Origin of the sequence: Streptomyces sp. C1-1, from assembly GCF_050214755.1 — a bacterium.
Taxonomy (GTDB): domain Bacteria; phylum Actinomycetota; class Actinomycetes; order Streptomycetales; family Streptomycetaceae; genus Streptomyces.
Genome location: NZ_CP189826.1, coordinates 1 through 21,249, shown reverse-complemented (window position 1 = coordinate 21,249; position 21,249 = coordinate 1). Strand labels below are relative to the sequence as shown.

At 69.3% G+C, this 21,249-nt stretch carries 24 protein-coding genes and 2 pseudogenes; 15 read left to right on the top strand and 11 right to left on the bottom strand.

The annotated features are described in order from the left end of the window. Positions 1-226: 226 nt before the first annotated feature. Both ACQF4J_RS00130 and ACQF4J_RS00125 read right to left on the bottom strand, forming a co-directional pair. On the bottom strand, positions 227-817 hold the full coding sequence (locus tag ACQF4J_RS00130) for a hypothetical protein (RefSeq protein WP_427164095.1): 591 nt from the start codon (positions 815-817) through the stop codon (positions 227-229). A gap of 81 nt (positions 818-898) precedes the next feature. Next, the gene (locus ACQF4J_RS00125) at positions 899-2,878 is read right to left on the bottom strand and encodes a hypothetical protein (RefSeq protein ID WP_427164094.1); all 1,980 of its coding nucleotides are present in this window, start codon (positions 2,876-2,878) and stop codon (positions 899-901) included. Between the two features lie 362 nt (positions 2,879-3,240). Here ACQF4J_RS00125 and ACQF4J_RS00120 point away from each other — a divergent pair, with 362 nt between their 5' ends. After that, positions 3,241-3,576 (top strand): relaxase domain-containing protein, encoded by a 336-nt coding sequence (locus ACQF4J_RS00120; protein WP_427164093.1) that lies wholly within the window; start codon positions 3,241-3,243, stop codon positions 3,574-3,576. Positions 3,577-4,035: 459 nt separating this feature from the next. Here ACQF4J_RS00120 and ACQF4J_RS00115 read toward each other — a convergent pair whose 3' ends face one another. Then, positions 4,036-5,046, bottom strand: coding sequence for a ScbA/BarX family gamma-butyrolactone biosynthesis protein (locus tag ACQF4J_RS00115; protein ID WP_427164092.1), 1,011 nt, complete (start codon positions 5,044-5,046; stop codon positions 4,036-4,038). A gap of 880 nt (positions 5,047-5,926) precedes the next feature. Here ACQF4J_RS00115 and ACQF4J_RS00110 point away from each other — a divergent pair. The 4 genes and pseudogenes from ACQF4J_RS00110 to ACQF4J_RS00095 all read left to right on the top strand — a co-directional run. Beyond that, positions 5,927-6,565, top strand: coding sequence for a ScbR family autoregulator-binding transcription factor (locus ACQF4J_RS00110; protein ID WP_427164091.1), 639 nt, complete (start codon positions 5,927-5,929; stop codon positions 6,563-6,565). A gap of 536 nt (positions 6,566-7,101) precedes the next feature. Further along, positions 7,102-7,674 (top strand): dihydrofolate reductase family protein, encoded by a 573-nt coding sequence (locus ACQF4J_RS00105; protein ID WP_427164090.1) that lies wholly within the window; start codon positions 7,102-7,104, stop codon positions 7,672-7,674. A gap of 237 nt (positions 7,675-7,911) precedes the next feature. Next, the gene (locus ACQF4J_RS00100; RefSeq protein ID WP_427164089.1) at positions 7,912-8,073 is read left to right on the top strand and encodes a hypothetical protein; all 162 of its coding nucleotides are present in this window, start codon (positions 7,912-7,914) and stop codon (positions 8,071-8,073) included. Between the two features lie 482 nt (positions 8,074-8,555). Next, positions 8,556-8,657: pseudogene (locus tag ACQF4J_RS00095) on the top strand (aldo/keto reductase); the annotation flags it as partial. A gap of 164 nt (positions 8,658-8,821) precedes the next feature. Here the strand turns inward: ACQF4J_RS00095 and ACQF4J_RS00090 are convergent. The 6 genes from ACQF4J_RS00090 to ACQF4J_RS00065 all read right to left on the bottom strand — a co-directional run bounded on the left by ACQF4J_RS00090 (position 8,822) and on the right by ACQF4J_RS00065 (position 11,948). Further along, on the bottom strand, positions 8,822-9,301 hold the full coding sequence (locus tag ACQF4J_RS00090; RefSeq protein WP_427164088.1) for an HIT family protein: 480 nt from the start codon (positions 9,299-9,301) through the stop codon (positions 8,822-8,824). A 381-nt stretch (positions 9,302-9,682) separates the two neighbouring features. Then, positions 9,683-10,045, bottom strand: coding sequence for a transposase (locus ACQF4J_RS00085; protein WP_427164087.1), 363 nt, complete (start codon positions 10,043-10,045; stop codon positions 9,683-9,685). 3 nt (positions 10,046-10,048) lie between these two features. Continuing rightward, a complete protein-coding gene (locus tag ACQF4J_RS00080) occupies positions 10,049-10,552 on the bottom strand; it encodes a hypothetical protein (RefSeq protein WP_427164086.1) in 504 nt (167 codons plus the stop codon). A gap of 34 nt (positions 10,553-10,586) precedes the next feature. Then, complete coding sequence (locus ACQF4J_RS00075) at positions 10,587-10,805, bottom strand: transposase (protein WP_427164085.1); 219 nt, start codon at positions 10,803-10,805, stop codon at positions 10,587-10,589. 74 nt (positions 10,806-10,879) lie between these two features. Beyond that, on the bottom strand, positions 10,880-11,275 hold the full coding sequence (locus ACQF4J_RS00070; protein WP_427164084.1) for a transposase family protein: 396 nt from the start codon (positions 11,273-11,275) through the stop codon (positions 10,880-10,882). 148 nt (positions 11,276-11,423) lie between these two features. Next, positions 11,424-11,948: a DUF1877 domain-containing protein gene (locus tag ACQF4J_RS00065; RefSeq protein WP_427164083.1), complete on the bottom strand. Its 525-nt coding sequence runs from the start codon at positions 11,946-11,948 to the stop codon at positions 11,424-11,426. A gap of 557 nt (positions 11,949-12,505) precedes the next feature. On the opposite strand from ACQF4J_RS00065, the gene ACQF4J_RS00060 reads away from it, so the two are divergent. After that, complete coding sequence (locus ACQF4J_RS00060) at positions 12,506-12,967, top strand: iron chaperone (protein WP_427164082.1); 462 nt, start codon at positions 12,506-12,508, stop codon at positions 12,965-12,967. 475 nt (positions 12,968-13,442) lie between these two features. Continuing rightward, positions 13,443-13,610 carry a hypothetical protein gene (locus tag ACQF4J_RS00055; RefSeq protein WP_427164081.1) on the top strand — a complete coding sequence of 56 codons (168 nt, stop codon included), beginning with the start codon at positions 13,443-13,445 and terminating at the stop codon, positions 13,608-13,610. A 148-nt stretch (positions 13,611-13,758) separates the two neighbouring features. Here the strand turns inward: ACQF4J_RS00055 and ACQF4J_RS00050 are convergent, their stop codons facing one another. After that, positions 13,759-14,226 (bottom strand): DUF6069 family protein, encoded by a 468-nt coding sequence (locus ACQF4J_RS00050; RefSeq protein WP_427164080.1) that lies wholly within the window; start codon positions 14,224-14,226, stop codon positions 13,759-13,761. Positions 14,227-14,355: 129 nt separating this feature from the next. Between ACQF4J_RS00050 and ACQF4J_RS00045 the strand changes: the two genes are divergently transcribed. From ACQF4J_RS00045 to ACQF4J_RS00030, 4 genes and pseudogenes are all read left to right on the top strand, one after another. After that, on the top strand, positions 14,356-14,859 hold the full coding sequence (locus ACQF4J_RS00045) for a MarR family winged helix-turn-helix transcriptional regulator (protein ID WP_427164079.1): 504 nt from the start codon (positions 14,356-14,358) through the stop codon (positions 14,857-14,859). Positions 14,860-15,287: 428 nt separating this feature from the next. After that, a pseudogene (locus tag ACQF4J_RS00040) lies at positions 15,288-15,488 on the top strand (hypothetical protein); the annotation flags it as partial. 190 nt (positions 15,489-15,678) lie between these two features. Then, positions 15,679-16,233, top strand: coding sequence for a hypothetical protein (locus ACQF4J_RS00035; RefSeq protein WP_427164078.1), 555 nt, complete (start codon positions 15,679-15,681; stop codon positions 16,231-16,233). A gap of 167 nt (positions 16,234-16,400) precedes the next feature. Further along, positions 16,401-16,712, top strand: coding sequence for a hypothetical protein (locus tag ACQF4J_RS00030; RefSeq protein WP_427164077.1), 312 nt, complete (start codon positions 16,401-16,403; stop codon positions 16,710-16,712). Positions 16,713-16,846: 134 nt separating this feature from the next. On the opposite strand, the gene ACQF4J_RS00025 is transcribed toward ACQF4J_RS00030, so the two are convergent. Then, on the bottom strand, positions 16,847-17,065 hold the full coding sequence (locus ACQF4J_RS00025) for a hypothetical protein (protein ID WP_427164076.1): 219 nt from the start codon (positions 17,063-17,065) through the stop codon (positions 16,847-16,849). Positions 17,066-18,145: 1,080 nt separating this feature from the next. Between ACQF4J_RS00025 and ACQF4J_RS00020 the strand changes: the two genes are divergently transcribed. The 4 genes from ACQF4J_RS00020 to ACQF4J_RS00005 all read left to right on the top strand — a co-directional run bounded on the left by ACQF4J_RS00020 (position 18,146) and on the right by ACQF4J_RS00005 (position 20,222). Next, positions 18,146-18,658 (top strand): hypothetical protein, encoded by a 513-nt coding sequence (locus ACQF4J_RS00020; RefSeq protein ID WP_427164075.1) that lies wholly within the window; start codon positions 18,146-18,148, stop codon positions 18,656-18,658. A gap of 192 nt (positions 18,659-18,850) precedes the next feature. Next, positions 18,851-19,342 (top strand): nucleotidyltransferase domain-containing protein, encoded by a 492-nt coding sequence (locus ACQF4J_RS00015; protein ID WP_427164074.1) that lies wholly within the window; start codon positions 18,851-18,853, stop codon positions 19,340-19,342. Positions 19,343-19,346: 4 nt separating this feature from the next. Beyond that, positions 19,347-19,661 (top strand): hypothetical protein, encoded by a 315-nt coding sequence (locus ACQF4J_RS00010; protein ID WP_427164073.1) that lies wholly within the window; start codon positions 19,347-19,349, stop codon positions 19,659-19,661. Positions 19,662-19,856: 195 nt separating this feature from the next. Beyond that, a complete protein-coding gene (locus ACQF4J_RS00005; RefSeq protein ID WP_427164072.1) occupies positions 19,857-20,222 on the top strand; it encodes a DUF4440 domain-containing protein in 366 nt (121 codons plus the stop codon). The last annotated feature ends 1,027 nt before the right edge of the window (positions 20,223-21,249 follow it).

Genomic DNA, 21,249 nt, shown 5'->3' with positions numbered 1-21,249 from the left:
GGCCTGCCCGCAGCGCACCTCGTCCTGTGGGTCGACGGGCGCGGGTAGGCCGTATGCAGTACAAGGGAACACGATGGGCGACGACCACGCTGTGGACCTGGCCGGCGAAGGGTGCTGCTGGCGTGAGCGGCCGACCACGCCACGGTGGGGGGCGGGTCGCCTTGCGTTGGTGGGGAGGGGAGCGGAACTGGTCGGCTGGGGTCTCAGGGGGCCGGTTGTGTTGCTGTCAGGTTTTGATGATCGCGGCGGGCAGGGTGCCGGTGAGGATCGCTTCCTTCGGCAGGGTCAGGCCGAACCGCTGTTCCAGGATCTCCATGGGGCGCCGCTTGTCGGCTTCCAGTGCGGCGACTAGTGCGGCGTTGTCTCCAAGGACGTTGACGACTCCTGTCCAGTCGTCGTTATTGAGATCACACATCACTTCGTACACGCCGTCATGGTTGTAACGGAAATGCGGGGGAGGGACGTTAGGGTGCTCGGCCATGAAATAGAGCTCGTATGTACGCGCACCTCCGTGAGAGAGCTCAGGAGTGTCGAATTGGCTGAGGGTTTCCTGCCAGGGGCCGTATCCGATGGAGAAAGCAAGGTCACCGACGGATCCGTAACGGACGCCTACGGTCGTGTCCACGGGCTTGCTGAGGTCGAGCTGGAACAGGTCGGCCTCGAACGCCTGATGTGTGCGCAGGCCGATGAAGCGTGGCTCGGTACCAGGAACGAGCCGGCGTACGAGGTCTTCGGAGTCGATACCGCGCGCGAAGATGGTGCAGTAGCCGCCGGGGAGCGGAATCGGGTCTTCGAGCCACTGGAGGCCGTCGGTCATGAAAGCAGTGTCTCCCGTCGGGAAAGGAGCGGGGGCAGCGCCACCGTAGTCGGTGCGCACCGCCCCCACAGGTCGTTCAGATCACTTGACCGTGCACTTCACGGTCGCTGCGGCAGCGCTGCACCCTGAGAACTCGGGAGCGTAGTACCAGTAGGGGTCCTCTTCGAGCAGCCGGTTCGGCTGCGTGAACTGTGCCGGGAACGGCTGCATGGACTGCGTGTTCATCCAGTTCGACATGGTGGAGCGTCCGCAGACTTCCTTCCACGTTGGCGCAGCCTGGCGCATGTCGTCGTAGAAGTGCCACACATCGGTCTGGGTGCGCTGTGAGTATGTCTGCACACACTGATTACCCGACGCGACGGGGTTGAGTCCGTCGGGGGCTGGCATGCCGCCGCTGTTGTAGGTGGCGGCATAGGCGAACTCGTCGCACGACAGAGGATCGTTGCCGCTGGGTGTGTTGCCCGGGAGTGTGGTCGTGTCGGGGTTGCCTGACTTTGCGGCCCAACCTGACGGACAGATCACGGCACGGTTCTGAGTCGGTGTACGCCCGGTGATGGAGCCGCTAGCTGGCAGGTACAACAGCGGCTTGCCGGCTGTCTGGCTTCCGGGATGGTTGGGCAGCTTGGTCTGGGTCAGCCAGGCGTGCGCGACGGAGGCCGGGAACTTCTTGAAGTTCATGACCCAGGTCGGCTTGTAGGCGGAGAACACACATCCCGGCGTAGCCGTGGCAACGGCATCACAGCGGATGTCGAGATCAGGGACCGAGTTGCCGATGTCTCCGTCGGGGAACGCGTCCGGTAGCTGATTCGGGACGGTGTTGTCCCACTTCCAGATGAGCTGCACGGGGACGATGGCGCCGGCCTGCACGCCGCTGACAGTGTGCGTGAACGTCGCGGTTGCCTCATGGTAGTCGACGCCGGTCGTCGACCAGGTGGCAGGCGCCGACCACGTGGGGGCACTGGTGATGCACTGAGGGGTGCAGGTGAACTTGGGCCGCAAGGTGAGTGGTCCCCACTCCGAAGCCTCGCCGGTCGCGTCGCGGAAGGACAGGGGCTTCAGGCTCCACTCCTGCGTGAACGTATTGGACTTGATGTCTGTCTTGATCGCGATCTGCGAGGCGAAAATCGCGCGACCCACCGGCCAGATTTCCCCGTTGGGAAGTTTGGAATAGATCGTGTTGGTGATTTCGTTCGCCTTTTTCACGCAGCCTTCGGTGCGCTTGATGTAGTCCTGGCCGACGGCAGCGCTATCGCACCAGGAGACGAGACTGGAGACACCGATGGTGCGCAGTCCCTTTGCCACCTGTGAACGCTCGTCAGGCGTCATGTCCGCAGGTCTGCCAACCGTGGCGCAGTAGATCCTGGCGCCTGTCTCTTTGCAGCCCTTGCCGAGCGGTGCCGGCAGCTCGTTCCGGGTCAGTGAGGCGGGGTTGCCCGGGGACGCATTCACATGGTCGTTGGTGACCTGCGGCTTCTGGTACTGGTCCAGGTCGACGGCGGGAGCGTCCTTGTTGGGCTCAGGCAAGGTGATGTCGACGGTGTGGTTCCGGATCGTGAACTTCGCCCACGGGGACCACTCAGTCTCGTACAGGCTGCCGTCGTAGGCGGAAGTACGGAAGACGTACGTCGTGTTGGGCTTGAGGTACCCGTAGTCGATGGTGACGGAGGCCTTCTCGCCGGACTTGACGAAGCCGGAGACCGGCATGCCGTACTGGTTCTTGTCGGTGTCAACGTGCGCCTTGGGCGAGCCGTCCGCGTTCACGGTCCACACATCGAACGTCAGATCACTCTGGTCGCCGTCCGGGTCGGTCACCGTGTTGCGCAGGGTCACGGTGGTGCGATCCACCTGCCAGGTATCCCCCACCTTCTTCCATGCCGGGCCGGCCTCCGGATTTTTGCCCGAGACAGGCCGCCCACCGGCAGCCGCGAGGGCCTCGCCGTGCAGTTCAGGTCCTGCGGCCGGCGTGGCCGACGGCGGCAGATCCAGCCTGCGGGCCGTAGTGGGGTCGACCGGGGCCGTCTCGGCAGAGGCCGGCACGACACCGGTCAGCGTCAGCAGCATCGCGCCTAAAACCGCACGTACCCACCAGCGTTTATGTCGATCCACGAAGATTCGGGTCCTTCCCCGTCAGAATGCTCAAACAGGTGTGCGATTCATCGCACGGCGCAAGACCCTATGGGGGAAGATCATGGAAGTTGAAGACCATTTACGGTCACTCCATAGGCGGCCCACAGAAACAGCTGCGAGGGGCGTCCGGGTGCTGGTGTGAGGGCTGCCGGAGAGCGATGACATTTGCTGCCGGCTCGGGGCCGCTTCCCGCGTGACGGGCGCCTGAGAAGAAAGTTCGGCCGCTGCTCCCGCCTGGCGGGACGCCCTGCCGATCGGCCTTTTCTTGCAGCTCAGAGCCGTTTGGCGTGGTCTGCATGACCGCAGATATCAAGGTCATCCGGGCCGGTCAGAGGTGCCGCTACTACCTGCGCGAGACCGTTGTCGGCGACGGCCGCCGCACGGCCCCGCGCGCGCTGCTCGAGGCTCAGGAGCAAGCCGGTGTCCCGACCGGGCGATGGATGGGCCGCGGCCTGGCCGCGCTCGGCCTGATGCGGGGGCAGGAGGTCACCGAGAGCCAGCTGCGGAACCTTTTCGGTGAGCGAGGCCGACACCCGTACGCAGACCAGATCGAGGCCGACCGGCTGGCCAAGGGTCATGTCCCGCTGGGTGGTGTAGTCACGGCAGCTGTTTCGCTTCCGGTTGCGGGGTGATCTGCGGTTCTGGCGGGGTTGGCTGAGCAGTGAAGAGTTCGGCCTTGGAGGCTTCGGAGAGGTAGCGGTGGTTGACCACGATTCTCTCGCTGTCCGGGGGACGTATCAGTTGGCGTCGAACGATGCCCTGAACGTGATCAGCCCGCACGGGGATTCCCGGGACGTGAACACGGCCTTCGTCCGGCCATCATCTGCGTCTGCGTCGGGGCTTTGCCGTTCGGCTACGGGGTGTGGCAGCGGGTTCTGCGGCGACCCGGTCGTCTGGCCGGTTGTCTAGCGGTGCGTTGGGCGGGGACGGGTGAGGAGGCTGGGTCTGTGTACGGGGCGGGGCCCCCTTGTGCCGTGCCGCTGCTTCGACGTGGTCGCCGTCGGCATGTTCAGGCGGGCCGCCCGCCGGGCCGGCCACTGGGCCGCCGGGTGCGCTCAGGCGGCCTGTGTTTTCCCTGAAGACCGTGAGGGTTACTTCTGGGGTGGGGCGGTGGTGAGGGTGCAGCGGAAGACGTCTGTCTGGTTCTGCCGGGCGGTGATGTGAACGGTCCGGTTGCCTCCCGGGCCGGTGCCGGTGCCGGTGCCGGTGCCGGTGCCGGTGGTGGGGGTGGCTTGGATGGTGCAGGGGGTGTCGAGTTCGACGTAGCGCAGGAATTCGCTGGCGACGGTGAGGGGCAGGGAGGCGTGGCCGAGGGTGGCGGTGGTGGCCTGGCGGGCGGCTTCGATCAGCAGCATGCCGGGGACGTGGTCGAGGGGGTGGTCGAAGAGGACGGGGTGGCGGGTGTCCACCCTCAGCTGCCAGCGGTCGGGGGCGCGGAGGGGGGAGAGGACGACGTCCATGGGGGACATGCGTCCCACCCTCTGCGGCGGTTCGGGGGCCGTCAGGGGCAGCACCTGGGTGCTGCCGGGGCCGCGGGCGGCCCGCAGGCGCTGGTAGACGCGCGGGGAGATGCAGGTCTGGGTGCCGCCTCCGGTGGCGGCGAGGTGGCCGTCGCGGTGGATGGCCACGTCGATACGGAACCCGGTCACCTCGCCGCGGCGCTCCTTCACATCACCGACGCGGACGTCGAGTTCGAGGGAGGCGGGGGCGGCGCCCACGCGCATCTGCGCGGGCGCCACGGTCACATGGAGGTCGCTGACGAGGAAACAGTGACCGAGGGGGACGCCGTATTCGGCGTGGGCGAGGAACAGGCCGGTCTGGCGGATCGTTTCGGCGGCGATGAGGGGGTCGTGGCAGCCGTCGATGGCGGTGAAGAAGCTGTGTCCGCGCGGCCATTGGGCGGCCAGAACGAAGTGGTGCTCGCCGCGGCGGGCCCAGTCGGTCAGCATGACCTCGGCGACGGATGCGCGGTGGACGAGTTCCTTGGGGACGGTGCTGGTCAGTGGCTGGAAGAGGGGGGCGGCGCCGGCGGGGGCGCTCGGGTGCTGCGGGTGCGTCAGGCCGGGTATCACGCGGGTGGTGCGGTAGGTGCTCGCAGACATGGACATGGTTTTCCCCCGAGCCGCCGTGGCCTTGAGTGTGGCCGGAATGTGGGTGGTGGAGCGCCGAGGACAGTGAAGATACATACCACCCGGTTTAATTTCTAGAAGGAATGCGGAGTTCCCGTGGGCAAAATGTGGAGCACCGCGTTCCCTATCCGTGCAGGAGTGCTCGAAGCGCTCTCTACCCCTGCTAAACGGGCACCTCCGGCGCCCTGGTGGCGCCGTGGAGCCTCCGGCGGTCCCCGGGGTCGGCGGGGTGTCATCCGCCCGTCTTCTCGAGCCGTTCTCGAGCGGCCTGACCGAGGGCGTCTCCCATGCGCACGGCATATTCCCTGATCGCGGCGGGCCGGGAGGGGTTCGTGCGGGGCAGGGCCGGTGGCCGCGGCCCGGGGGTGAGCCCGCCGGGCAGGAGGGTTTGGTGGGTGCGGGGAGGGGGCGCGGCGGCCTGGTCGCCACTGATGTCCCGGCTCCCGCGCTTAAGTCCCCGGAAAACCGCATGGGCGCGGCCCTTGGCTCTGCAAGACCTTCACATTTAAAATAGAGACCGCGTGTGCGGTTTGTTACAATCCTGTGGGTCGACCGGCGGCGACGGCCCGGCGGCCGGGGAGCGTGTGTGCGTTCCCGGCTCATGTGGGTCGTGTCGTGCGGCCCGGTGGGCGGGATCGTGCCGATTCGCCTGGACACCTGCGAATCCGTGCCCGGGTTTTTTGGTTCGGGGCCGTATACGGCCCTGCCTGCCCGGGCTGGTCTGTTGTCGGGGCGTGGTGACACGTGCGGGCGGGGCGGTCCGGCGGGGGTGGGCCGCGCGGGCGGGTGGGAGATGTGGGGGCCGGTCGGTGGTGGCTGGTCGTGGGCCGTAAGGGCAAGGGGAGTTCGGGTGATGGTGAAGCAGGAGCGGGCTGCGCGGACGCGTGAGTCGTTGGTGCGGGCGGCGGCCGAGGTGTTCGCCCGGGACGGTTTCGTGCTGGCGTCGCTGACCTCGATCAGCAAGCGGGCGGGTGTGAGTAACGGGGCGCTGCATTTTCATTTCGCCAGCAAGCAGGCGCTGGCGCGGGCGGTGGAGGAGGAGGCGGCCGCGGTGCTGCGGGCGATCGGGGCCTCCGCGCGGGCGGGTGCCATCCGTCCGTTGCAGCGGCTCATCGATGCCACGCATGCTCTGATGGAGCGCTTGGAGCGGGATGTGGTGGTGCGGGCCGGTTTCGAGCTGGGCAGCGGCCCGCCGCGCCGGGACGGGGCCGTAGATCTGCGGGGGCAGTGGCAGGGCTGGGTGGAGGAGGTCCTCAAGGATGCCGAGCGGGACGGCGTCCTGGCCCCGGGGGTGTCCGCGGCGGATGCCGCGGTCACGGTGGTGGCGGCGACCGTCGGGTTCGAGCAGCTGGGCGCGGAGGACCCGGTGTGGGTGTCGGCGCAGACGCTGGTGCAGTTCTGGGACCTGTTGCTGCCCCGGTTGGCCTCGCCCGAGATCCTGAACGGGCTGCAGGCCGGCGGCACCCCGGCCGCAGCCTCCCGCCCCGGGTAACCGCACCGGGACCCGCGTTCTGCCTCGGGCCCGCACCCGGCCCTGTCGGCCTCGTTCTGCCGACCCGTGTTCGGCCGGCCGGGCGGGCGGGTCGGGGGCGGGTGGCGGAGCATGGCGCTGTAGGGCAGGTCCGTCCTGCCCGAAACCGTTGCGCCGCCGGTGGGGCGCTTGTGGCAACACCTTCGGAAAGGGCTCTGACGCCACGCGCAGCCGGGCAAGGCGGTGACATCGCTTCGGATGGCCCTGGCGCGTTCCCGCACCACGGGACGTTCGCGTGGAAGCACCCCCTGGTGCTGGCCGAGCCGGACTGCCTGATCTCCACCCGTTGCCGGATCCCGCCAGGGTGCGGCTCTTCTGCAGTCAGCGGTGTGTATCTGGGGAAAGGGCTGGTCGTCGGGGCTGGTGTCGGTGGATGGCCGTCGGGTCGCGGGCGGGTGCCCGGAGGGGGAATCGTCTGTCAGGGCGATGAGTAATGCCGCCGCGCCAGGTCTACACGCAGGGAAACCGGGTCTGGAGGAAGGCCACAGGAGGTCGAAGTGTCGAGATCAGTGCTGGATATGTCGGTGTCACTCGATGGGTACATCGCCGATACCGACGATTTCCTCGGCGGCGACGATGGCGAGCGGCTGCACAAGTGGGCCGACGCCGAGGGGGAGTCCGGGCGGCCGTCCGGGCCGGCTGGGCAATTCCAGGACGAGTGGGATGCGGCCGGTGCGGTGCTCGTGGGACGGCGGACTGCCGAGCTCATGGATCACTGGGGTGGTGATCACGGCGGTCTGCCGATCTTTGTGCCCAGCCACCGGCCGCCCGGGCCTGCCGCTCGCTGGGGTTATCCCCTGGTGACGTATGTGACCGAGGGGATCGAGAGCGCGATGGCACAGGCCAAGGCTGCGGCCGGAGGCAAAGACGTGCAGGTGCGTGGCGCGTACACGGCGCAGCGGGCGCTCGAGGCCGGGGTGCTGGATGAGGTGCAGATCCATCAGATCCCGGTGCTTCTCGGGCGTGGCCATCGGCTGTTCGATGTGTTGCCGTCGGAGATCGAGTTGGAGATCGTCCGGGTGATCGACACGCCGCAGGCCACCCACATCCGCTACCGCGTCCGTCGCTGAGCGCACGGGCAGGCGGACTTGAGCGTGGGCAGTCGCCTGTAACGAGCACGAGCACGAGCACGAGCACGAGTACGAGTACGAGCACGAGCACGCGATCAAGGATCCCCACCAGCCCTGTGAGCGGCATCTTCAAGGCGCGAGCTTTGAGTGAAGTGAGCTGGTGATGCCGTGCGCTGTTGCCGTTCGTGGTCGGAGGGCGGAATCGTCGTGTCCCTGGACGCGGTCGTGGAGGCGGCTATGGTGGCGTCATCGGAGGAGGCCGATCGGCGGGAGGCCGCCACGCGGGAGCAGATGGGGGAACTGCGCGCGCACGTCGCCGAGTTGACCGGGCGTCTGGAGGATCAGGAGGCGGTCCTGTCTCGGTTGGAGATCACCCGCGAGACGATGGCCCACCGGTGAACGCACCCCGCGTAAAGGGCCCAAGGCCCGCGCGGAATGGCTCACCGCCTCGGCGGAACACGACGCCGGCGACGTGGTGAGCGCCGCGTTCGCGCGGGCCGAGGTCCGCGATCCGCAACGTCAGCGGTGCTGGCTGGTACTGGTCGACGGTGCCGGACACACCAGCTGGAGTGGGTCGAGGCAGAAGCTGACCGCCGGTGCGTCACCATCCACATCTTCCCCGAGCCGAGGACAGAGGATTCGCCGCCATACCGAAGCGGTGGGCGGCCGGGCGGGCCTGTGGCTGGCCCATGCTCCGCCGCCCGGCCCGCGGCGGCATGACCCACTCCTCACCGCTGCGAAGCCGTGATCCCCCCGGTGGATGGACTCTCGTCCCGCCGGCGGGGCCGTCACCTCGTGGCGCGCCCGGCATTGCCTGACCGGACAGGGCGGTTCGAGGGGCAGGCCGTGGCGCTGACCTGCTGCCGAAGTTCACGCTCTCCATGAAGGTCGGCTACTTTCCGGGGCCCGACGGTGCGGAGTACTCCCTCGATCCCACGCGGTTGAACTCGGCCGTGGAAGACGCGGCGAGAGGCCTCGGGCGGTAGCCGGACCTGGTGTTTCTGCACAACCCGGAATCCGCGCGCGTCGTCTCGGTGAGACCGTTTCTCTGCCGTCGTGGCCTTGAGCTGCCTCCACCGTCCCAAACTCTCAGCCGGCCCCTCTCGCGTCAGCAAGTGGCCGCGTGATGGTCGGCGGGCTCACGCCGTCAGCCCATCGAGCGCAACCGATCCAGTTCACTCCCGATCTCGTCCCGCAACACGTCATGCTGCGGCCCCAGCCTGAACCCCTCTTCACTCCACCGGTCACCCGGATACAGCCACACAGGCTTGCCCACCAACTCGGCCGGCTCCCACTCGAACCGCGGCCAGACGTGGGCATGCAAAAACGGGTCAGTGTTCCCCAGAATCTCCAGGTTGACCCGGCGGAAGCCGGGGTCCAGGCGTCGGCAGACACGCTCAACGGCTTCTCCGAGCCGGTCCATGTCAGACAGAAACGACAGCCGCCTCGCCCTCGGCAGATCAGACAGCCGCTGAACACCTGGCTCGTCCATGAGGAGAACCGAGTAACCCGGCAAGAACTGAACGTCGCCGATCACCGCGAACCCCGACTCGAGCCGCCGCAGCACGGTCGGGTTCTCACCTCGCAGAGCAGCCCCGATTCGATCCATCCGCCAGTCAGCAGTCATGGCCCCAACTTAGCCACAGGTGATCAAGGTTCGCTGTTTTCGCTCGCTCCCCCACCGCCGCACATACATCAAGAACCAAGCAAGCGAGGCGAGGAGCGACTCCGGCCGTTTTCACGGCTCTGGCCGCGTTCCGTGACGGCCTACGTCCTCATGGCGAGTGCTGATGCTTGTGCAGGGCTGCGCCAGCACGGAAGCGGAGCCGTCCGCAGCGGTCCTTGTCTTCGTCGGTTGCGTCGTCGGCGCAACAGCAGTGCTGCGCCAGCCGGCGCAAGTCCTCCGGGTCAAGCCATAGAGCGATACGGCCTTGTGCGGCCTCGGCTTGCGGATCCGTGGATTGTGGCGACTTCATGGGTCCTGACTGTATGCCCAGCTTTCGGAGACTCACGGCTGGGTGAGGATGCGGGTCCGCAGGAGTTCGAACGAGGCTCGGCCGTACATGGCTCGCTTGAGCGTTTTCACCCGGTTCACGTGTCCTTCGACGACGCCGGAACTCCGGGGGAGCGTGAGGCCGGCGGTTGCGGCGTGGAGGTCCTGGCGGAGGAAGCCGGCGAAGCCCTTCATGGGCTTCGGTGCGCCCTGCTCGGCCTGGCGGATCCACTCCGGCAGCAGGTATGCGCGCTGGTGGCGGAAGAGGTGGGCGAAGGCCCGGGCGAGATCGCGGGCTCGGGTGATGTCCGGGCAGGCGGGCCGGACTTGAAGGAGTCGCTCGTCCTGGCTTTCGGTGAGCGTCTCTTGGGGTCGCATGATTCACGAGGTGATCTTGCGAGGGCTGGGGATGTCAGCCCGGACTGGTTCGGCGGTGCCCGCGCGGAGGGCGGCAAGGTGTTTACGGACGACCTGGCGGCTGCCGCGCTCGCCGCGCGCCTGGATCTCCAGAACCAGCCGGGTGCCGCTGACCTGCCCCTGCGCCCCGGTGAAACGGGCGTTGAGGTATGCCTTGAACGGCTCCAGGACGCCGTTGGGGCGACGCTCGCGGGCGGAGGCGAGCAGCTGGTCGAGGTCGGTATCGCGGAAGCGGCACACGGTCTTGCGGTCGAGGTTCAGACGTCGGGCAATCGCGCTGACCGTCCAGCGTTTCTCCAGCAGGCGGTGGATGTCCTCGTAGCGGTGGCGGGTGCGCTCGATGATCTGCGTGCGGGGCAGTTCCACGAGCGGTAACAGCATCGGGGCCACCTCGGGTACTTCGGTCACCGGCTCCTCCTCAAACCGTTTGCGCAGGCAGTCGCGGTGCTGGTGGCAGGTCTTCTCCACCGCAGCGGACAGGTTCTGCAGCAGATGCCAGCGATCAGCGACTTCGAGGCCGTTGGGGGGCGGCTTCCCTGACCGCCTTGGTGTGGGCGGTGGCCCGGTCCCGGCAGATGATCTCGACTCCGGGGTGCTCGGTGAGCCAGGCCGCGAGGGTCTCGGAGGTGCGGTCGGGCAGCACGTCGACGACCCGGCCGGCCTCGACGTCGACCAGCACGGTGCCGTAGGCGCAGCCCTTCCGGAAGGCGAACTCGTCCACCCCCAGCACCCTCGGCGCACGGGCCGGCACCGAGGGCGCCGTCAACAGCCTGAGCAGCCGTGTCCGGCCCGCGGTCAGCCGCAACCGGCGGCACAGCCGTGCGGCAGGACGGCCCCGCCGAGCTCTATCGACCGCAGCCAGCCCGCCAGCCCGGTGCTGGAACGGCTGTAGCGCGCGGACAGCCCCGGCACCTGCCCGCCAAACGTCGTGCGGGAGCACCCCCTGCAGTCGCAGAAATATCGGCGTACCCGCAGCCGGACGACGACTCGGTGCGATCCCAACGGCCGTTTGTACAGGGTGCGTTGATACGTGCTGTGCACGCGCCTCGCCTGCTTGCGGCAGTCCGGGCACCGGCCTGGGCGGGCCGTCGACACCGCGTCCACCACCAGGATGCCGGAGGAGTCACTCACCCCTTCCACCCGCACAGCGATTCCGGGGAACAGCACATCCTCAACCGTCTTGCTCGCCACGGCAGGAATTACGCTGCCGAAACGATCCCGCGTTCCTGCAGCTGACCTGGGGATTCACGGAACTGCGGACAGAGCCGCGTAATTCCCCAGCCGGAGCCTCACGCAATTCCCCCGGGGACTGGGGCGTGAGCCGGCTATGAGGTCCGGGTCAGTCCCACCAGAGCACGAGGAGAAGGTGTTGTTGGGATGCAGCAAGGTAGAACTCGCGCAGGGCATTGAAGTGTCCCAGCAGGTATTTCCTCGGGCCACCGGCGATCTTGTCCGCTCCATGACCGATCAAGGAAGCGGCCTCGGTGTCTTGGGTCGGCAGGCCGGCCAGGACGGCGGGGAAGTCGATGTGACCAAGCAGTTCCGAGACGCGGGCCACTTGAGCTGCGCAAAGGGCGGTGGGAGGCGGTCCGAAGGGACCGATGGCATGCGGGTGTGTGTTGAGGAAGGCGAGCTCGATCGCCGAGTCGCCCTCGGTGGCCTGCCGGAGAGCATCGAGGTGGGCGTCGTCCAGACCTGCCAACTCGCAGACCCGTTGCAACATGGCCGGTGCCCAGTCCAGGTCCAGGACGTCCGCCGGCGGCGGATCCCAGTGGGGATCTCCATCGGCCGATGTTCCGGCTGACCGGCGGCAGGCGGCGAGATACCGCACCGGGACGCGGGCGAGTTGCTGGGTGACGGCCATGGCGGCAGTATCCCGACGGCGTCCACCGGTTTTCCTGCCTGGTTGAGGTCTTGCCGTTCTTGTCGGCGGTGGTTCTTGGGGCGGTAGCTGGGGCCGTTCATGATGACCTGGTGGCTGGTGTTGATCAGCCGGTCCGGGAGGACGTAGGGCATGGGCCGCTCCACCCTGGGCTTGTCCGCGGCTTCGAGGCCGTCGGCACGGGCAGGTGAAAGGCTCGTGGGCCTCGTCGGTCGCCAGGTGCTGCCAACGCATGGGACACCCACCTACCCGCCACACGTATCGCATCGGGACGGGCGCCGGCGGGGGAGGGGGGAGCGGTCATCGGTGCGGCGGGGCCGCAGCGTTTGCTCGGTCGCGTCGAGGCAGAGCCGGGCCGCCGGCCGCGGTGGGTGGTGCGGCGTGCCCGCCGGGGGTGGGGGCGCAGGGGGTTCGAGTGGTCTTTGAGCAGGCTTCGAGGGTTTGGGTGTGGGGGGATGTTGTACTGGCGGCAGGGACCGGGCCTGGCCGCGCGCACCGGGAGTCCGGTCTTGGTGATGGATGGGCTTTGGGGAGTGAGTATGAGCAGTACCAAGAACACCGAGAGCGGCTCGTATGAGGGGTTCTCGGCCGAGGAGCGGGCCGCGATGAAGGAGCACGCCGCGGAGCAGAAGGCGGCGGCGCGGCGTGGTTCGCAGGGGGATAAGGCGGCGTTGGCGGAGCGGGACGTGCTGGGCAAGATCGCTGAGATGCAGGATGCGGACCGGGTGAAGGCCGAGCGGGTGCATGCCGTGGTCACCGCCAGCGCTCCTCAGCTCGCGCCGAAGCTGTGGTACGGCATGCCCGCCTACGCCTTGGACGGCAAGGTCGTGTGTTTCTTCCAGAGCGCGGCGAAGTTCAAGGCCCGCTATGCCACCCTCGGCTTCAACGACCCCGCCCAGCTGGACGAGGGGGCGATGTGGGCGACCGGTTTCGCGCTGGCGGAGGTGACGGCGGAGGTGGAGGAGCAGATCGCGGCGCTTATCAAGCGGGCCGTCGGCTAGGGCTGTGACCGGCAAAGGTTGATCGGTTGGGTGGTCGTGGCGGTTGGATGGTGGTGACGTATCGATTCTGACCGCTGGAGGCGTGAGTGGCCGGGCCTGTCGGTGTGCGCAGGCTGACCGGTCAGGAGGGGCAGGAGGGGCATCAGATCGTGGGTCGGGGCGGCACCGGCTTGGTGCGCTGTCGGCGCGTGATGATGCTGCTGGTCTCGGCCGGCAAAACCGGGTGCCTGTGATCGCCCGGCTGGTGCAGGCCGTCGAGGACACCGTCCGGGGCCTGATCCACGGTTCAACGAGTTCGGCCTGGCCTGCCTGGACCCTCGGTGGGCGGGAGGCCGTCCTTCGCCAACTCAGTGCTGGGGAACGAAGGCTTCGTTGTCCAGACGGTCGTCACCCGCCCGGCCGGACTCGGCCGGCCCTGCACCCCCGTTGGTCCCAGCGCAAGCTCGTCGCCTGCCCGCGCAACGCCCACGGCCACGTGATCCGCATCGGCCGCACGGCGTTGCGCTGCCTGCTCGCCCGCCGCGGCATTGCCTTCCCGCGCACCAAGACGTGGATGGAATCCCCGGACGCCGACCGCGAGGCGAAGCCGGAGCGGATTGAGGAGGTCCTCGACCGCTTTTTAGGCCGGGTGTTCGCCTTGTAGGAGTTCGGCCCGCTGTGGATCCGTACGACCGTTCCTGCGGGCGAAGGGCGGTGTCCCGGAGCTCGTTCCGTCCCGGCCTCAGGGACACCGCCGGCTGCCAGCCAGCCGGCTTGCGGGCCGGCCGGCACGTCGCGCACGCCGGGCGGCGTCAGCGGACAGGCAGCGGCAGGACGCGCCGGTAGGCGGCGACGGCGACGGCCGCGACCACCACATGCATCACCATCAGCGCGGCGACGGCCAGCGGCCCACTGCCGGGCGTGCCGCCTCCGAGCAGGGACAGGTCGGGCGCGAACGACACGACCACGAGCACGGGTACCAGCCACCGCAGCAGCCCGGCCGGGTTCTTGGCGACACGACGGACGACTGCCCAGCCTATGGCGCCGAGGACGACGCCGAACACCGTCAGCGGCCCGTACGCGGAGGGGTGCAGCGGAGCGAAATCGCCCGACGCCCCCGCCGCGCGGGCGAGCAGCGCGACCACCGCGTCTGCGAGGACGGCCACGACAGCCGCCGCGAGAAGGCCCGCGAGCACGGTCAGGCCGCGGGAGCGCGGCGCGGGCGGGGTGGACGGCGCGGACGGCGCGGACGGGGCGGCTTCGGGGACGGAACCGGACATGGGGTCCTCCTGCGGAGAGCTCGACAACGACAGGTGCAGCACCGGAAAGGCAGACGTTTGATTTCTCAAACATGTGGAACGCTACCCCGAAGTGTTTGATCAGGCAAACATCTCGGTTAGGGTGGCCCCATGACGTCCCCCCGGTGGCTGGCTCCCGAAGAGCTGCGAGCCTGGATCAACTACCTCGACTGCTCGACGCTGCTGAACGACTACCTCGATCAGCAGTTGCGGCGGGATGCGGCCATGACGCACGCGGACTACAGCCTCCTTGGCCGCCTGTCCGTGGCACCCGACCGTGCCCTGGGGATGTCCTTGCTCGCCGAGCAGTTGAAGTTCACCCGCAGCCGCCTCACGCGCGCGGTGATCCGTCTGGAGGAGTCGGGCTACGTGCGGCGCCGGGAGGATCCGGCCGACGGGCGCGGACAGCTGGCCGAACTCACCGATGCCGGCATGGAGTTGATGGCCAAGGCCGCCCCCGGCCATGTTGCTGCCGTACGCCGTGTGGTGTTCGACGTGCTCAGCCCCGAACAGGTGGAGCAACTCGCCACCATCACCGCCACCGTGGTCGCCTCCCTCCAGCAGGCCAGCGAGGAGGACGCCTACCCGGCGGCCCTGCCGTGGCATCGCCGCTGACTCCGAGGATCTGCCCACCTTCACCGGGTTGAGCCTGCGTCAGTTCGGCAAGCTGATCACCGCGTTGCGGCGCGAGCGCGCAGGTGCTCCTGGCTGAGTGAGCGATGTCAGTGGTTGCTGGCATCATGCCGTCGTCGGGGGCAGCCGTATGTGGGGAGCCGTGCAGGGGGACGTGGGGAACCGGCCTCTTTTGACGGCGACCTCGCCGCAGACGTCGTCGATGGACTCCCAGGGACTCACCCCCCGGCAGGTCATCGAAAGGCTGGAGCGGGCATTTCAGCGCGTCACCGGCTCGGCGGACCGCGTCGATGGCGGGGAGGGGGCCCAGGCCGTTGCCGCTGGCGCTCTCGTCGCCGGTGCCTGGCCGGGCGGCCCTGTCGTGATCGACCCCGATGACGGCCCTGGGGAGCCACTGCCCGAACTGCCCGCCCGCCTACGCCTTGGACGGCAAGGTGGTGTGTTTCTTCCAGAGCGCGGCGAAGTTCAAGGCCCGCTATGCAACGCTCGGCTTCAACGATGCGGCCCGGCTGGACGGGGGGTCGATGTGGGCGACCGGGTTCGCGCTGAGTGAGGTGACGGCCGAGGTGGAGGAGCGGATCGCGGCGCTGGTCAAGCGGGCCGTCGGCTGAAGCAACCGCCCTGGCAGACGGCGGGGGCTGGTGGCTGGTTGCTGGGCCGACTCCGTTCCGTTCTGGGGACAGCATGTGCCGGGGAGTGTGAACAGCAGTTGTCGATCGACCAACTTTGGGATGTGTCCGGGTTTTTGACAGCACCCTGGGTGTCGTTGGGCCTCACAGGCGCCGTCTAGGGTGTGGGGCTGTGCGAGGGGTCGAGAGGGAGATTGCCCGGCAGGACTGGACGGGCATGCGGTGCGGGTGCGGCGGCTCGGCAGAGCACCTGGCCGGGGATCTGCTGCAGCTTGCGGGCAGGGGCCCGGGGCACCAGCCGTGCCATGTCAGCCTCGAAGACCATGTCTGGTCTGCGGTGGTGCTGTGGGAGCCGGCGCCTGCGGTGACCTCGGTCGCCCTGGCGGCCCTCGCGGACGGCGTTGCACCGCCAGCCCGCGAGTGGTTTCTCGACCTGCTGCAGCACCTGGTGGCGGGCGAGGGCACGGCCGGGGAGTCCGCGTCTGCCCGACGAGGACTGGATCTTCCGCAGCTGTGCCGAGATCGTGCCGTGCAAGGCAGCTGGCTGCTCTATGCGGAGGTCATGTCGAATCGGTCCGTCGGGGCGGGTACCGCCTTTGAGATCCTCACGGTCGTGGAGCCCGACAGGGCTCGCCTGCAACGCCTTCGGGAGATTGCGGCCGACTGGTTGCCCGTGTGCTGCCGGACCGGAATGTGCGATGACGGCCAGCGAGTCTCCGATCGCTGACCGGGCTTGAGCCAGTCAGCGTGGACCTGCACCCTCCCGCCCGAGAGGCGGCGCCAGTCGTCGGCACGGTGCAGGCATCAGCCGGCCTTGGTGGGTTCTGCGGCGTGGTCCGGGGGCCGACGAAACAGGACCGACCCCTTTGACGGTGACCGCCGCAGACTTCGTCGATGGACTCCCAGGGACTCACCCCCCGGCAGGTCATCGGACGGCTGGAGCGGGCATTTCAGCGCGTCACCGGCTGGGCAGTCCGCGTCGAGGGCGGGGACGGGGCCCAGGCCGTTGCCGCCGGCGCTCTCGTTGCCGGCGCCCTGCCGGGCAGCCCCATCGTGATCGACCCAGATGACGGCCCCGGGGAGCCACTGCCCGAACTGCCTGCCCGCCTGCGCAGGTTGGCCGGACGGGCACTGGAGCGGGTGGTCGGGGACGGATCGGATCTGTCGGCCTGTTGTGGGACTCGCCCGTGGGTGAGGCGGCCGTGACGGCCGACGGCGGTGTGCAGACAGCCGGCGCCCACGCCGGCGTCGGCGCGGGGCGTCGCGCCCGGCCGGCTAGGTCTGTCTCTGTGACCTGCCCGGGCGGCGCCGGTGCCGTCACGCGCGGGCCGGGCGTCGCATCATCCGGTGGGTTTGACGGCGTGGCCGACCACCGTGATCCCGAGCCCGATGATGACAGGGCTCCATGAGACGAAGGCGAGACCGCAGACCATGAACAGTACTCCGGTTCCCCAGAGTCTGGGGTTGCGTACGGTTTTGCCGAGCCGTCGTCCTGGCACCCGGTTGCTGATCAGGGCGTAGATGCCGATCCCGGTTCCCGTCACTGCCACCACGGCCATGGCGAGGAGGCAAAACGCCAGGAGTCCACCGAAGGTCATCAATTGCCCCGCCCCCAAGTCCGGCTGCTGCAACGCTACGCGGCGGGCCGGGCGAAGGGGGCATCGGGTGCTGTCGCGGTCCTGCGGGAGCGTCCCCGCGGGTGCGGGGAGCAGTGGTCGTGCGCCGGCGGTGGTCCGGGCCGGGCGAAGGAGGCCCGGGGCCCGGGACCGGATGCCGGTGGCGGACTTGCCTGCAGCCTTCCCGTGGACGTGCCGAGCGGGGGACGTCCGGTGGTCCGGCGACTGCGGGTCCGGGCGGTTCTTCTGACCGGGGCGTTCGTGACCGTCGCACGGTCAAGCGCCTCGCCGGCGCTGCGGAGCCGGGGGGCTTCTTTCGCGGTCAGTGGCAGCGCCACAGGATCTCCGTCCCCGGTGAGTTTCGAGCTCTGCCTGGACGCACGCCGGGACGAGGGGGCCGCGCCGGCGCCCGGAGGCTCTGGGGGGAGATCGTTTCCTTGGGCTGTCGAGGCGGCTGCGGCCGGGGCAGCGCCTGCAGGCGAGGGGGCGCACCGCCACGGTCGGTCACCGCGTGGGCCGCGGCGGGGTGCGCGTAGCGGGGTGCGCTGTGTGGCGGGATGGATCCTCAGCCGGTCCCGGACGCCGGCCGCGCCCCGGACAGTTCCGGCTCAAGGCCCGCTTTGCCGACCGCCCTGAACTCCCGGTCCTGGCCCATCACGTCCGGTCCTTCGCCCCGTCGCCCGGATGCTCACCGAACGGCGGGGGAACGGCTCCCGCCGTGGCGCGACGCCGTCCGCCAGGACGGCCCTCCCAGCCCTCACAGCTTCACACCCTCGCGGCCGGCGTCGGCCGGGGCCGGGACGTGGTCATCGTGGGTCTGGCTCTGCACGGGGACTCCGGCGTCGTCGACATCGTCGAATGGGCACGTCCACTGCTCTCAAGCTGCTCAAGCGCTGGATGTTCGGCCGAGCCGGTTGCGGCCCGCTGCGCATGCGTGTACTGCCGGCCACCTGATCAACCCCGCCCTGGTGGTCGGTGATAGGACTTCCCTCTACGGCAAGAGATGGGGCAGGAGGCGGCAGCGTGGACGCGGTAGTGGCGATCAGCCTGATCCGCATGGCCGCTGCAGACCTGGCCGGCGAGCCCTGGCAGCGCCCCTCGGACGCGTGCCTGGTCCAGGTGGGCCTGGACGCCCTGCTGGCCGGCCTCGAGGCCCCCTCGCTTGCTCTGCTGGCCGGCCTCGCCCGTGGTGAATACCCCCAGGCCCGCGAACTGTTCGGCCTGGTGCTGGAAGAGCTGGGTCTGCTGCCGCCGGCCTTGGAAGACCTTGCCGAGGCGCGATGGACCGCAGCGTGGTGGTGGGCCAGCCAGATCGTGGCATGCCGTATCGATCCCGTGCACGGAGCGAAGCTGATCCATGAGGAAGCTGCCGCCGAACTCGGCTACCCCGACGCGTTGCAGCCCCTCGTCGATCTGGCGAGAGCACCCGGCCCGCCGGACACCCGACCTCCGCACCAGCCGCCCCTTGGCGAGCGGATCACCTCCGCCGCGCGAGACTTTCTCGCCGCACAAGCGCACCGCAACCACGGCCTTTGAGCTGCGCCGCATGCCCACCCTGACCGGTTCCCGTACCTCGTGCCGGAACCTGTGGGGCACGGCAGGTGTGCCTGAGTTCCCGAGGGCAGCCGACTGACGATCACAGCGGGCCTCGCCGGAGGGGACTATCCTGTGTGTTCCGAAGGAAATCGTTCGCCGCCCGGTGCTGAGGTTCCTAGCCTGCGTGGGGTGATGACAGCTGAGGACGTGTTGTTCGTGCTGGCCCTGCTGCAGCGGGCGGAGGTGGATGTCTGGGTCGGTGGCGGATGGGGAATCGACGCTCTGATCGGGGGGCAGACCCGGGACCATCGCGATCTGGACCTGATGCACCGCCAGGAGCAGGAAGCCGCTGTGCAGGGCGCCCTGTCCGCGGCGGGTTTCGTTCAGAGCCTGAACTGCAGGCCCATCCGGTTCGTCGTGACGGCTGCGGACGGACGGGAGATTGACCTTCATCCGCTGGTCTTCGCTGATGACGGCTCAGCAGTGCAGGCCTCGCCCGAACCGCACCGGCCCTTCACCTATCCCTCTTCATGCTTCGTGACGGGCACCGTCCACAGGGCGCCTGTGCCCTGCTTGTCCGCCCAGCAGCAGGTCTACTTCCACCAGGGCTACGAACCCTCGGAACGCGACCGGCACGACATGGCACAGCTTCGCCGCGTCTTCGGGATCGCCACGCACTTTTGAACTCATGGCGGTGTCGAAACGCACCGGCATTCTCGCGCTTGCGGAGCACGTGCTGCCAGAACTCATCGGCATGCGCTGTTCCTGGTCATCGACAAAGCCGGGCGCTCTCGTCGCCGGCGCCCTGCCGGGCAGCCCCGTCGTGGTCGACCTTGATGGCGGCTCCGGGGAGCCGTTGCCCGAACTGCCCGTCCGCCTTCGTACGTTGGCAAAACGCGCGCTGGTCCGGGTGGTCGGGGGATCAGGCCTGGCGGTCGGCTGGGTGGACCGTGCCGGCGCCGGGGGAGGCAGGAGGCGCGGCAGATCCTCCACGCTCTTGTGAACACCTGCTCATCACCGTTCGTAGCTGCTTCCCGCACGTCGTGGCCGGAACCCGTTCGGCACCGGCATGGGGGCCGGGGGTGCGGAGGAAGCCGGTGATCGCCTCGCCGTCGAGAGGTGTCGGGGGTTTCGGCGGCGCCGCGTGGAGTGATCAATGCGCTGGGCCCGGGCGGGCGGTGGCCGTAGTGTTTTCGGCATGACGGAGGACAGTGAGCGGGCCGTGCGGGCGGCCATCGAGGGGGAGTGGCGGCTTCTTGATCCCGAGGTGCGTGCGTCGCCGGAGCGTGTCCTGGAGCTTTTGGACCCGGACTTCACCGAGATCGGGGCTTCGGGACGCCGGTGGGATGTGGAGTCGATCCTGACGGTGACCAGCGGCGGCTCGATCTCTCCGGACTCTCCGGTCGAGGTCAGTGAGATGTCCGGGGCGGTTGTCGCTCCGGGTGTCGTTCATCTGACGTACTTCGCCGACAACCGGGGCCGCCGGGTATGGCGGAGCTCGTTGTGGCGCCTGACGCAGGCGGGCTGGCGGATGTACTTCCACCAGGGCACCCTGACGGGCTGACGGGCTGACGGGCTGACGGGCTGACCGGTTGAGTGGTTGAGTGGTTGAGTGGTCGGGGCTTGCCGCGTGCCGCCCGTCGGTGGCGGCCGCCCGGCCGGGCGGGCGGCATCTGTCTCTGGCGGCCTCGGTCGAGGACTGCTGTGCGGCATCCGGTGCCGGGCGGTGGCCGGCAGGGGCCGTGCCTGTCCCGGGAAGGGGGGAGCGGCCCGGTGTGCCCTGCGGCCGGTCGGGGAGGGGGGGCGGGCCCCGGTGCGCTGCCTCTGGCCCCCACCCTGCGCAGTCGTCGGCGCGGGCGGGTGGGGGGAGGGGGGTGTGTCGGCGGGGGGCGTCCCGGGGTGGGCGGTGCCGCCGTGGGGCGCCGGCGCAAGGGGGCGCCGGCGCAAGCGGGTGCTGCCGGGCGTGGGGGAGGGCGGTGAGGGAGGGGCGGGGAGTGCCCGGTTTCGGTGTGGGTGGGCGGGGCGCTGGCCTGGCAGATCGTTTCGGCGGCGGTCTGCGGGGCGTGCCGGGTTTGTGTTCGCGCCAGTGAAGTGGCTGTGGTTCGGGGGCTGTTGGGCGGGTGCTGCGATGCGCGCCTGCTGCCGGGGTGCCGGCGGCCGGCGGGTGCGGCTTCGGCGGCGGCCGGGTGCGCCGGCTGCCCCCGGGGGGCCGGGGTGGTCGGGGGCTTGGGCCGGCGGTGCGGGCGGGGCGGGAGGGGTGGCTGAGCGGCCCGTGCCCTTTGGCGCTCGCTTCCCGGGGGGTTTCGTACCGGATACCTGCCCGTGTTCGTCGCTGCCCCTCGGCGGGGGCGGCGGCTGTGAGGGAGCGGCCCGCGGCCCGTGGTCAGTCGCTGCCGGCGCCGCCGGGGTGCCTGCCCTCGTCCTGCCGGTGTTTGTCTCGGTCCCGGGGGGGATCGGTGGCGGAAGGTAATGGCCGGTGGGGGGTTCGGGTGGTTCTTGAGCGGGGCTGAGGTGTTCCTGTAGTGCGGTGGCGGACGGTGGCGGCAGCCGATAAGGAGCCGACATGGGTGCAGCGGGTGTGCCGTCTTTGG

What these genes read in the sequence shown, in the direction of transcription:
- ACQF4J_RS00130 (WP_427164095.1), bottom strand. Translation starts at nt 817, where the DNA reads ATGACCGACGGCCTCCAGTGGCTCGAAGACCCGATTCCGCTCCCCGGC.
- ACQF4J_RS00125 (WP_427164094.1), bottom strand. Translation starts at nt 2,878, where the DNA reads ATGCTGCTGACGCTGACCGGTGTCGTGCCGGCCTCTGCCGAGACGGCC.
- ACQF4J_RS00120 (WP_427164093.1), top strand. Translation starts at nt 3,241, where the DNA reads ATGACCGCAGATATCAAGGTCATCCGGGCCGGTCAGAGGTGCCGCTAC.
- ACQF4J_RS00115 (WP_427164092.1), bottom strand. Translation starts at nt 5,046, where the DNA reads ATGTCTGCGAGCACCTACCGCACCACCCGCGTGATACCCGGCCTGACG.
- ACQF4J_RS00110 (WP_427164091.1), top strand. Translation starts at nt 5,927, where the DNA reads ATGGTGAAGCAGGAGCGGGCTGCGCGGACGCGTGAGTCGTTGGTGCGG.
- ACQF4J_RS00100 (WP_427164089.1), top strand. Translation starts at nt 7,912, where the DNA reads ATGGTGGCGTCATCGGAGGAGGCCGATCGGCGGGAGGCCGCCACGCGG.
- ACQF4J_RS00090 (WP_427164088.1), bottom strand. Translation starts at nt 9,301, where the DNA reads ATGACTGCTGACTGGCGGATGGATCGAATCGGGGCTGCTCTGCGAGGT.
- ACQF4J_RS00085 (WP_427164087.1), bottom strand. Translation starts at nt 10,045, where the DNA reads ATGCGACCCCAAGAGACGCTCACCGAAAGCCAGGACGAGCGACTCCTT.
- ACQF4J_RS00065 (WP_427164083.1), bottom strand. Translation starts at nt 11,948, where the DNA reads ATGGCCGTCACCCAGCAACTCGCCCGCGTCCCGGTGCGGTATCTCGCC.
- ACQF4J_RS00060 (WP_427164082.1), top strand. Translation starts at nt 12,506, where the DNA reads ATGAGCAGTACCAAGAACACCGAGAGCGGCTCGTATGAGGGGTTCTCG.
- ACQF4J_RS00050 (WP_427164080.1), bottom strand. Translation starts at nt 14,226, where the DNA reads ATGTCCGGTTCCGTCCCCGAAGCCGCCCCGTCCGCGCCGTCCGCGCCG.
- ACQF4J_RS00045 (WP_427164079.1), top strand. Translation starts at nt 14,356, where the DNA reads ATGACGTCCCCCCGGTGGCTGGCTCCCGAAGAGCTGCGAGCCTGGATC.
- ACQF4J_RS00030 (WP_427164077.1), top strand. Translation starts at nt 16,401, where the DNA reads ATGGACTCCCAGGGACTCACCCCCCGGCAGGTCATCGGACGGCTGGAG.
- ACQF4J_RS00025 (WP_427164076.1), bottom strand. Translation starts at nt 17,065, where the DNA reads ATGGCCGTGGTGGCAGTGACGGGAACCGGGATCGGCATCTACGCCCTG.
- ACQF4J_RS00015 (WP_427164074.1), top strand. Translation starts at nt 18,851, where the DNA reads ATGACAGCTGAGGACGTGTTGTTCGTGCTGGCCCTGCTGCAGCGGGCG.
- ACQF4J_RS00010 (WP_427164073.1), top strand. Translation starts at nt 19,347, where the DNA reads ATGGCGGTGTCGAAACGCACCGGCATTCTCGCGCTTGCGGAGCACGTG.
- ACQF4J_RS00005 (WP_427164072.1), top strand. Translation starts at nt 19,857, where the DNA reads ATGACGGAGGACAGTGAGCGGGCCGTGCGGGCGGCCATCGAGGGGGAG.